Source organism: Okeania sp. SIO3I5 (assembly GCF_010672085.1).
Taxonomy (GTDB): Bacteria; Cyanobacteriota; Cyanobacteriia; order Cyanobacteriales; family Microcoleaceae; genus Trichodesmium.
In genome coordinates, this window is sequence record NZ_JAAHHT010000047.1 from 36,661 (window position 1) to 48,061 (window position 11,401).

An 11,401-nucleotide genomic window follows, 5' to 3' on the forward strand; every position below is an offset into this window, starting at 1 on the left:
GACAAAACCGGTTCCTTTGCGTAAGTCCTGATAATATAAAAGTGAAATCTTAAAATAGGAATAATTAATCATGGATACAGATAATATTGTTAGTATTACAGCAGATGGAAAACTTGAATTACCATCAAAAATTCAGCAACTTAATGATTGGTTTAAACGTATTGAAGAATTAGGAGCAGATCGAAATCAACCTTCTCTTCAAGAAATTAGTGAAATGGTAAAAGAAGTCAGACGGGAAGTTTGATAAATGAAAGTTATTCTAATAGATTTTATCAGTCGTTATTTTCCTGGTATATAAAATATGATGTTGGTTTGTAAAGCGATCGCTTCCTAGTTTCAGGAGCGATCGCTTTTACCTATATTTCTAACTTTATAATTCTAGCTGATGATATTACTTACCATCACAATATTCTGAATCTAACTCATTTATTTCATTCTTATCTAGTTTAAAATCAAAAAATTTTGGCAGAATATCTAAAAGAAAATCCTGTTGATAAGCTTTACAAACTCTTTGATAAAGAGTACCATCATTTTCTATATATGTAACTCCTAAAAAATACCTCAATGTAGGATTGTTTGGGGTAGCTATAATTAATGATAATTCAGGCACAAAGTTTTGAGTTTGATATGTATAATTGTCTGTTTCATTCTGTAACTCTAATATTCCTAAATCACCTGTAAATTCACTATTCTCAATATAGTAACCAAACTGTATTTTATTAGCACCATTTAGAACCATTCTAGGTTCAGCTTCCTTTCCTTTGTCTGCTTGCTTCAAAAAAGATGGCAGAGCGATCGCTGACAAAATCCCAATAATAATAATCACTACTAATAACTCGATTAAAGTAAATCCATGATTATTGTTTTGCTTGTTTAGACGCTGTAAAAGTTTGACAGATAAATTATTCATGGTTCCCCCGATCTAAAAAGTAAATTGACAATTTGTTTAAGGTTTCATCCATTAAGTTAGCTGCCGGATGTTCGGCAACAATACTTCTTAAGATTCTCATGGATGACTTGATAGTTTCTTGGTTTTCTGATGTGGAAAATTCTCCCACTTTAAACAAAATATCCACTTGTTTTGCAGCTTCTATTTTGTCTGCTGAAGTCAACCAAGTTTCTACTTCAATAGCTGACTTTAATTCAGCTAAAGCTTGGGCAAAATTCGGCTGAAAAATTCCATACAAGCTTTGCCATGTTGGAGGTATTTCTGCTGAATTTTGACAAATAACTGGTAACCAACTTGCGGCTGGAAATTTATCTTCTAAAGATTCTAATTTTTCCCTAGCTTGTCGCACGGAAATAGATAAAGATTCACCACTAGAAAATAATTGAAGAAAATGCTTTAAAAATTCTTGGGCGACTAAATCGGGAACTGGTTCTCGCATCACAATAATTGCGGGAATATGTAATTGAGCAAGTTGTCGAGCTAAACCTAATCCATCGCAAGAGTTAAAGATGGCTAATTGTAAGCCTTTTTTTATAGCTGCTGTTAGGGCATTTTCTAATTCTTCAATTGTCATTTTTATCTGGTTTTCTAAGTCTAGGTAAAAACATCCGGTACTGACATTAGATTCACTTTGACTATGACCGGAAAAACAAATAATATCCCAACCTTTTTTATCCCATAATTTTTGATGTAATTCTTGGCGGTTGGGTTTGACTAAAGAAACAGTTTCTGTAACCTCTTTAGAGAGATTTTCTAAATATTGTTTATCTGCTTCAATATTTATGTCTTTGTCATCTCCAAAAATTGCTAAGATGCGGATTTTTTCCCTGGCAATATTTAACTTTTCGACTCGGTTAGCTTTTGGGAGACCTATAGCAGTTTCGGCAAATTGATAATCTGAAAAAAAGCTCCATAGATGCCAGGGAATGCGCTGCATTAAAGCATCTTCAGATTGGATAATTAGTCGTACTTTGTCTGAGGAGTTAAATTTAGTTCGTAGTTCCTTTTCTATGGGGTAAAAACCTGAAGTATTTAACCAGTTATTGAGGAGCGATCGCCACTTTTTCTTTAATTCCCGAATCTGATTAATTATTTTTTGCTCTTGCTTATCTATCTCTTTTTCAGAAACATTAGTTTTCTGATTTTTCTTAATTTTGATTCTAGAAAGGTCGTTATCTTTTGATTTTTTTAGTTCTTGTAATTGTCGATCTTTTTCTCTCCAGTCTTGATAGAGTTGAGGAATTTCTGAATTTGGGGGTAACTTACCACTAAAAGAAATTGGAAAAGGATGACTGTCTAAGGAAATATTAGCTCTAATAACTGGAAAACCTGTGGCAAAATTTCCACCTTCAAAGTTGAGAGTAACTAATTTTTCTTTGGCAATGACGGAAGTAGAATTTTGTGTTTTTAATATCTGATTCATCAAGAATATCTGATATTCTGTTTGCTCGGTTCGTTGACGATAGAGAGTAATTTGTTTTTCTGTTTTTGCCAACTCTTTCTGATATTTTTCTTCTAGCACTTTGACATTTTGATCATAGAATTCCATAAAGTCTCGATGGATTTTTTCTTTCTCTATTTCTGGCGGTACATCAATTCTAATTACTACTACTCCATCACCTTTATTTTCCATTCCTTGAATTTTCATGGGGATGCCTTGGTTTTCCACTTGTACTTGTTGGAAGGATGACATAAATGCTTTGGCATCTACTCCATTTCGGAATATTAAATCTACAGTATTTAAGACTTCTATGAATAATTTGGTAAAGTCTCCTTCTTGGAAATATCCACTACTAGGGCGACGCTCTCGATCGTCTGTTTCTGGTTTTGGTTCTTCCAATAAATAGATATATTTTGATTCAATATTATCGAGGATAGTAGTGTGGTCAATATTCCAAGCTTCTAAACAAGTTCCTGACATTTGAGCGGTGGTAAAATTAGTGCCTATTGCTAATGCTTCGGTTAAATTTGCGTTGTTTAAATTGGCAGCTTTTAGGGAAGCTTCGCCCAAGTCTGCTAATTTTAAATTGGCATTACTAAGCTCGGCACTTACCAGGTTTGCTCCTCTTAAATTTGCTTCTATATATTGTTGGTCTTTTCCCCATCCAGTTATTAATAATTCTCTGACTTTTATATCTTCTAATATGGTTGCTTCGACTCTAGCAAATTTCAGATATTTGGTTTCTCGCCAGAATGTTCTAGTAGTATTAGCAAATCGAAAATTTGTGCTTTTAAGAATGGCATGACTAAAGTCGGCATCCGTTAAATTTGCATCTTTAAAACAGGTGCCTCCTAGAGTTCCAATACCAACAGCAATTCGGAGGATAAAAAGATTTTTTTCGTCTTCAGCTAATATTTGTTTTGCGATTTGTCTGGTTATTAAAATTAAGGTTAGAGAAAGAGATACAGCGAGAATAACAACCATCCATAAATAAGACATTTTGTCTTCATAACCGTTATCTGAGTTGTGAGTAGTAATTCCTGTGGTAATTACTGCTAGTATTCCTGCTCCAGCTATTGCTATATATCCCAACCATTTTTCAACAATAATTTCAGCTAAAACTACTGCTAAACTGAGAGTTAAAATTAATACAAATATTGCCACTATAGAGATAATTAAAGTGACAATTGTACCCATAACAGGACTCACATCTCCTTGCCTATTGAACCAAAAAGTTACACTCTCAGTAATAGAACCACCCCTGAACATTCCTAATTGTCTTGATAACCAAACAACCCAATCTGGTGCTTCTGAAATTCCGAAAAAACGGAAATAATAGTCAACTTTTTCCTCATCCATTGCCAAAGCTGCAAGTATTGGAAATGTTAGTATCATTAAAGAAAATAGATAAAATAAATATTTTATTGTTTCTGTAATTTGTTGACGAATGGTAGCTACTAATAAAGCAATATTGACAAACTCTATAAACATGAAAATAGCTGCACCAAGATGATTTGCTTCTCCTGATTTAGGAACAAGAAATTTGATGGGAACAGCAACAGCAACATCTGCTGCGAGACCTGCAGTTATAGACAGGATAGCTGTAATAATAAATAGTCTAATAACCTGAGATTTTGTTAATCCTGCTAAAGCATAATTGAAGTTAGCATTCGTGAGATTTGCTCCGGTAAAATCTGCTCCTCTTATATCTGCATAAGAAAAGTCTTGATTAGTCAAATCTCTATTTTTAAAAGAACGACCTTGATAATTTTGGAGTTGTTGTTTAGATGAATGAATTAGCATTAAATTACTCCCTGAAAAATAAGTTAGAAAATTTAAGTAGAAAATTTCTAAAGGTAGATTGATGCAAGATATTTCGACGCGCCGAACTTTCCGTGTCGAGTCGAATTTTTTCTAGATGGTTTATATGGATAGGTTGAAATTAGATTTCCTCCTGAAAATAGATATAGAAAATTTCTCAAGGTAGACTGACGCAAGATATTTCGACGCGCCGAACTTTCCGTGTCGAGTCGAATTTTTTCTAGATGGTTTATATGGATAGGTTGACATTAGATTTCCTCCTGAAAATAGATATAGAAAATTTCTCAAGGTAGATTGATGCAAGATATTTCGACGCGCCGAACTTTCCGTGTCGAGTCGAATTTTTTCTAGATGGTTTATCTGGATAGGTTGACATTAGATTTCCTCCTAAAAATTTAAGTAGAAAATTTATGAAAGTTGAATAAAGCAAGATATTTCGGCGCGCCGAACTTTCCGTGTCGAGTCGAATTTTTTCTAGATGGTTTATCTGGATAGGTTGACATTAGATTTCCTCCTGAAAATTTCAACTGAAATTGCCGTTTTGCTCAAAATTTTGAATTTGAGAATAAATAAAAAATAATTTTTCTACAGCTTCATTGATGAGAGTAGCTGCTGGATATTCGGCAACAATATCTCTTAATATTATGATAGCCGATCTAACAACATCTTGATTTTTTCCAGTGGGAAATTCTCCTACTTCTGTCAAAATTTCCACTTGTTGTAAAGCTTCTTTTTTATCTGCTGGAGTTAAGCAAGTTTCAGTAGCGATCGCTAATCGTAATTCTGTCAAAGTTTCGGCTAAGTTAGGTTTATAAATGCCATGTAAATTTTGCCAACTCGGAGGTACTTCTGCGGCATTTTGACAAATAATTGGCAGCCAAGTTGCGCTCGGAAATTTATGTTCCATTCCTTGTAATTTTTCCCTAGCTTGTCGCATGGAAATATATAAAGATTTACCACTAGCAAATAATTGCATAAAATTCTGGAAAAATTGTTGGGCAACTACGTCTGGAACTGGTTCTCGCATAACAATAATTGCTGGAATATGTAACCTAGCAAATTGTCTTGCTAAACCTAATCCATCGCAGGAATTAAATATAGCTAATTTGAGACCTCTACTAATAGCTATTGTCAGGGCATTTTCTAATTCCTCAATTTTTAGTTTTGTTCGATCGCCTAAATCAAAATATCCGGTACTGCCATCTTTTTCACTTTTACTATGACCAGAAAAACAAATAATATCCCAACCTTTTTCATCCCATAATTTTTCATCTAATTCTTGGCGGTTTGGTTGAACTAAAAATATGATTTCTGCTTCATCGCCCAGAGTTAACAAAGATTTTTCATCTGCTGCAAGATTGAGACTTTTATCATTTCCAAAAATTGCTAAGATGCGGATTTTTTCCCTAGCAATATTTAACTTTTCGACTCGGTTTGCTTCTGGGAGAGCTATGGCAGTTTCAGCCAATTTATAATCAGAGAAAAAATTCCATAAATGCCAGGGAAGGCGTTGCATTAAAACGTCAGATGATTGAATAATTAATCGGACTCGATCTGAAGAGTTAATTTTAGTCCGCAGTTGATTTTCTATCTGAGCAAAACTAGGAGAAGTTAACCATTTATTCAGGAGAAGTTGCAACTTTTTTTCTAATTCCTGAATCTGACTAATTATTTTTTGTGCGTCTGTTGTAGAAACATTTGTTGCCTGGTCTGATTTAACTTTAATTCTTGAGAAAAAACTGTGTAAGTCTCTTAATTTTTGATATTTTTCGCTCCAGTCTTGATAGAGTTGTGGAATTTTTTTATTTGCCGTTAAGTGACTAGCAAAGGAAGTTGGTAAAGGATGTCCGTCTGACCAAATATAAGCTTTAATTCCGGTAAACCCTGTTGTAAAGTTTCCTCCTTCAAAATTGAGAATAACTAATTTTTCTCTGCTAATAGTACGGGCAGGATTTTGAATTTTTAATAGCTGATTCATAAAGAACATTCGATATTCAGTCTCCTCAGTTTTGCGACGGTTGAGACTAACTTGTTTTTCTATTACTGCCAACTCTTGCTGATATTTTTCTTCTAGCAGTCTCACATTTTCATCATAAATTTGTACAAACTCCCGATGAATTTTTTCTTTGTTAGTTTCTGGAGGAACGTCGATTTTTACTACTACTACTCCATCGCCTTTATTTTCCATAGATTGAATTTCTATGGGGATGCCTTGATTTTCTACTTTTACCTGTTGGAAAGATGACATAAATGCTTTGAAGTCAACTCCATTTCGGAAAATTAAATCTACAGTATTCAAGACTTCTTGGAATAATTTTGTAAAGTCTCCTTCTTGGAAATATCCACTACTTGGGCGACGCTCTCTATCGTCTGTTTCTGGTTTGGGTTTCTCCAATAAATAGATATATTTTGATTCAATATTATCGAGGATAGTTGTGTGGTCAATATTCCAAGCTTCTAAACAAGTTCCTGACATTTGAGCGGTGGTAAAATTAGTGCCTATTGCTAATGCTTCGGTTAAATTTGCATTGTTTAAATTGGCAGCTTGTAGAGAAGCTTCTCCTAAGTCTGCTAATTTTAAATTGGCATTACTTAAGTCGGCACTCATCAGGTTTGCTCCTCTTAAGTTTGCTTCTATATATTGTTGGTCTTTTCCCCATCCAGTTATTAATAACTCTCTGACTTTTATATCTTCTAATATAGTTGCTTCGACTCTAGCAAATTTTAAATATTTGGTTTCTCGCCAGAATGTACGAGTAGCATTAACAAATCGAAAATTTGTGCTTTTAAGAACGGCGTGACTAAAGTCGGCATCCGTTAAATTTGCATTTTTAAAACAAGTGCCTTTTATAGCTCCAATGGCAACAGCAAATTTAAGAATAAAAAGATTATTTTGGTCTTCAGCTAATATCTTTTTTGCCAGATGTTGAGCTATTAATATTAGGGTTAAATAAATAGCGATCGCCAGAATGATTAGCATTATGACATAAGGTGTTTCCCATCTTTTTATTTGATTTTTAGTAGCAATTCCTGTGAGAACTGCTGCGATAATATTCACCCATATTACTGCTGAATTTCCTGGTCGTTTATCAGAGATAATTTCAGCTAAAATAACTCCCAAACTGAGAGTAAAAATTAACATTAATATTGCTATTGCACAGATAATAAGGCTGAAAAGTATAATCACAGTTTTATTCTCAGAATCGCCATTATCAGTTAAGAAATTAGTGATGGCTCTAATCATCTGACCAAATCTAAAATCTGCCAACCACTTTGACAATTTAATAACTATGCTAGGTGATGTATGTGTTATTTCAAAAAAACTAAAAAAATTTACGATTTTCTTCTCACTAAAACCCAGCGATGCAAATATTACAGCTATTGTTAGTATCAAAATAATTAGACTAAATAAATGCCACCAAATTTTTTTAATTCCCTGTCGAACTATTATTACTAATAAGCCAATATTGATAAATTCTAGGATAGGAAAAACAACTGCACCAATCTGAATTGAAATTACTTGATTTACTCTGCTAGAGATTAGCCTAATGGGAATAACAGTAGCACCACCTGCAGCTATACCTGCGGCTAAAAATAAGATAACTACCAGAATAAAAATAAGTCGAGTCTGAGATTTTGTTAATCCTGCTAAAGCATAATTGAACTTAGCACCCGTGAGATTTGCTCCGGTAAAATCTGCTCCTCTTATATCTGCAAAAGAAAAGTCTTCACCAGTCAAATCTTGATTTTTAAAAGAACGACATTGATAATTTTTGCGTGGTTGTTTAGATGAATGAATTAGCATAATTATTTACCTCGAAAAAATTAAGTAGAAAATTTATTGATTTAGTCCATTGATAATTAATAACTGTTAACTACTCCCCACACCTCCCACACCTCCCACACTTCCCACACCTCCCCATCCCCCTATCAGAAAGCTGATAACTGTTTCCAACTCGGAGCAACTTCTGCAGAATTTTGACAAATAACTGGCAACCAACTCGCACCAGGAAATTTATCTTCCATTACTTGTAATTTTTCCCTCGCTTCTCGCACGGAAATATATAGAGATTTACCATTAGTAAATGACTGGATAAAATCCTCTAAAAATTTCTGGGCAACTACATCTGGAACTGCTTCTCGCATAACAATAATTGCCGGAATATGTAACTTGGCAAGTTGTCTTGCTAAACCTAATCCATCGCAAGAATTAAATATAGCTAATTGTAAACCTTTCCTAATAGTTTTTCCTAGGGAATGTTCTAATTCCTCAACTGTCATTTTTGTTTCATTTCCTAAATCAAAATATCCCGTACTTCCGTCAGACTTACTTTGACTATGACCAGAAAAACAAATAATATCCCAACCTGTTTCATCCCATAATTTTTCATCTAATTCTTGCCGACTTGGTTTAACTAAAGAGACAATTTCTGCTTCCCTAGAGAGACTAGACAAATATTGTTTATCTGCCTCAACATTTATCCTTTCGTCATTTCCAAAAATTGCTAAGATGCGGATTTTTTCCCTAGCAATATTTAACTTTTCGACTCGGTTAGCTTCTGGCAAACCTATGGCAGTTTCCGCAAATTGATAATCAGAGAAAAAATTCCATAAGTGCCAGGGAATTCGCTGCATTAAAACATCTTCAGATTGGATAATTAACCTGACTTGATCTGAACGATTAAATCTAGTTCGTAGCTCCTTTTCGATTTTGTGAAAATTCGGATCGTTCAACCAATTGTTGAGGAGCGATCGCCACTCTTTCTCTAATTCCTTAATTTCCTGATATATGTCTTTTTTGGAAAAATTTGTTGTCTGCTGTTTCTTCATTTTGATTCTAGGAAGGAAGCCGGAATTTTGATGGTATTCTATTAATTGTTTATATTTTTTACTCCAGTTTTGATAGAGCTGAGGAAATTTTAAATTCGGGGTTAAGTTACCTGTAAAAGAAATTGGTAAAGGATGATTGTCTGACCAAATATTTGCTCTAATAACTGGAAAACCTGTGGCAAAACTTCCCCCTTCAAAATTGAGAGTCACCAAATAATTAGCAGAGGTTGATTTTTGAAATATCTGATTAACCAAAGATTTCATGTTTTGATTTTGCTCTTCGGAATGAGCATTTTGTTTCTTGATTTCTGCCAACTCTATCTGATACTTTCTCTCACTTTCTCGAAGATTTTGATTTATCTGTCGTTTGGTTTCTTGTAATTCTTGCTGATATTTTTTCTCTAATGATTGAACATTTTGCTCGTAAATTTCCATAAAGTCTCGATGAATTTTTTCTTTCTCGGTTTCTGGAGGTACATCGATTTTAATTACTACTACTCCATCACCTTTATTTTCCATCCCTCGAATTTTCATGGGGGTGTCTTGATTTTCTACTTGTATTGTTTTGAAAGAAGACATAAAGGCTGTAAAATCTACCCCATTTCGGAATATTAAATCTACAGTATTTAAGACTTCTGTGAATAATTTTGTAAAGTCTCCCTCTTGAAAATATCCACTACTAGGACGACGCTCTCTATCGTCTGTTTCTGGTTTCGCTTTTTCCAATAAATAGATATATTTTGATTCAATATGATCGAGGATAGTTGTATGGTCAATATTCCAAGCTTCTAAACAAGTTCCTGACATTTGAGCGGTAGTAAAATTAGTGCCTATTGCTAATGCTTCGGTTAAATTTGCGTTGTTTAAATTGGCAGCTTGTAGAGAAGATTCGCTTAAGTTTGCTAATTTTAAATTGGCATTACTAAGCTCGGCACTTATCAGGTTTGCTCCTCTCAAGTTGGCACTTATATAATCTTGGTCTTTTCCCCATCCAGTTATTAATAATTCTCTGACTTTTATGTCTTCTAATATAGTTGCTTCGACTCTGGCAAATTTTAAATGTTTGGTTTCTCGCCAGAATGTTCTAGTAGCATTAACAAATCGAAAATTTGTGCTTTTAAGAATGGCGTGACTAAAGTCGGCATCCGTTAAATTTGCATTTTTAAAACAGGTGCCTCCGAGAGTTCCAATACCAACAGCAAGTCGGAGGAAAAAAATATTCTTTTCGTCTTCAGCTAATATCTTTTTTGCCAGATGTTGAGCTATTAACATTAGGATTAGACAAATAAATGCAGTAATAACAACACCCATCCATAAATAAGACATATTGTCTCGATAATAGTCATCCCGGTTTCTCGCAAAATTTCCTGCTATAAGTGTTGCCAGTGTTCCTGTTATTCCTATTCCAACATTTGCTAACCATTTTTTAGCAATAAATTCAGCTAAAACTACTGCCAAACTAATAGTTGAAATTAGTACAAATATTGCCCCTATAGAGATAATAAAAGTGACAATCGTCTCTATAACAGGATTCATATCTGTATTACCATTGAACCAATAATTTACATTTCTGAGAACATTGCCACCTCTAAATACTCTTAATTTTCCCAATAACCAAACAATGGAATCTGGTGCTTCTGAAATTCCGAAAAAATTGAAAATTCCCCTGGTTTTTTCCTCTCTCCTTGCCAACTGTGAAAGTAATGGAATTATTAGTATCATTAGACAAAGTAGATAATAAAAATATTTTATTGTTTCTGCAATTCCTTGACGAATAGTAATTACTAATAAACCAATATTGAAAAGTTCTATAAATATGAAAACTGTTGAACTAAGATAATTTGGTTTCCATAATTTAGGAAGGAGAAATCTTGCAGGAACATCAAGAGCAACTACTGCTGCGATACCTGCAGTTACAAATAGGATAACTGTAATAATAAATAGTCTAATAACCTGAAATTTTGTTAATCCTGCTAAAGCATAATTGAAGTTAGCATTCGTGAGATTTGCTCCGGTAAAATCTGCTCCTCTTATATCTGCAAAAGAAAAGTCTTGATTAGTCAAATCTCGATTTTTAAAAGAACGACCTTGAAGATTTCTCCGTGGTTGTTTAGATGAATGATTTAGCATAATTATTTGCTCCTGAAAAGTTATTAGAAAATTTATTTATGTAGTTAACTGATGTTTCAAAGTCCCCCTTCCCAAGGGGGATTTAGGGGGATTTTCAATGTGCCTCATAACTGTGGGATTAGATTTACTCCTGATCACTAATAACTGATAACTGTTAACTGATAACTGAAAATATATCCCCCCTAACCCCCCTTAGAAAGGGGGGAATTATTGGGATAGTTTTTTATTCG

The 11,401-nt window shown here is 33.9% G+C and carries 5 protein-coding genes; 1 reads left to right on the forward strand and 4 read right to left on the reverse strand.

Annotated features, from left to right (window positions below; all coding sequences use genetic code 11):
• Positions 1-70 precede the first annotated feature (70 nt).
• Positions 71-244: a hypothetical protein gene (locus F6K40_RS13695; protein ID WP_293136693.1), complete on the forward strand. Its 174-nt coding sequence runs from the start codon at positions 71-73 to the stop codon at positions 242-244.
• Positions 245-391: 147 nt separating this feature from the next.
• Here F6K40_RS13695 and F6K40_RS13700 read toward each other — a convergent pair whose 3' ends face one another.
• The 4 genes from F6K40_RS13700 to F6K40_RS13715 all read right to left on the reverse strand — a co-directional run bounded on the left by F6K40_RS13700 (position 392) and on the right by F6K40_RS13715 (position 11,171).
• A complete protein-coding gene (locus F6K40_RS13700; protein WP_293136695.1) occupies positions 392-910 on the reverse strand; it encodes a type IV pilin-like G/H family protein in 519 nt (172 codons plus the stop codon).
• Positions 903-4,193 carry a pentapeptide repeat-containing protein gene (locus tag F6K40_RS13705; protein WP_293136697.1) on the reverse strand — a complete coding sequence of 1,097 codons (3,291 nt, stop codon included), beginning with the start codon at positions 4,191-4,193 and terminating at the stop codon, positions 903-905. The genes F6K40_RS13700 and F6K40_RS13705 overlap by 8 nt, the downstream gene beginning before the upstream one ends.
• A 541-nt stretch (positions 4,194-4,734) precedes the next feature.
• Positions 4,735-8,016 carry a pentapeptide repeat-containing protein gene (locus tag F6K40_RS13710; RefSeq protein WP_293136699.1) on the reverse strand — a complete coding sequence of 1,094 codons (3,282 nt, stop codon included), beginning with the start codon at positions 8,014-8,016 and terminating at the stop codon, positions 4,735-4,737.
• Between the two features lie 125 nt (positions 8,017-8,141).
• A complete protein-coding gene (locus F6K40_RS13715) occupies positions 8,142-11,171 on the reverse strand; it encodes a pentapeptide repeat-containing protein (RefSeq protein WP_293136701.1) in 3,030 nt (1,009 codons plus the stop codon).
• Positions 11,172-11,401: the final 230 nt, after the last annotated feature.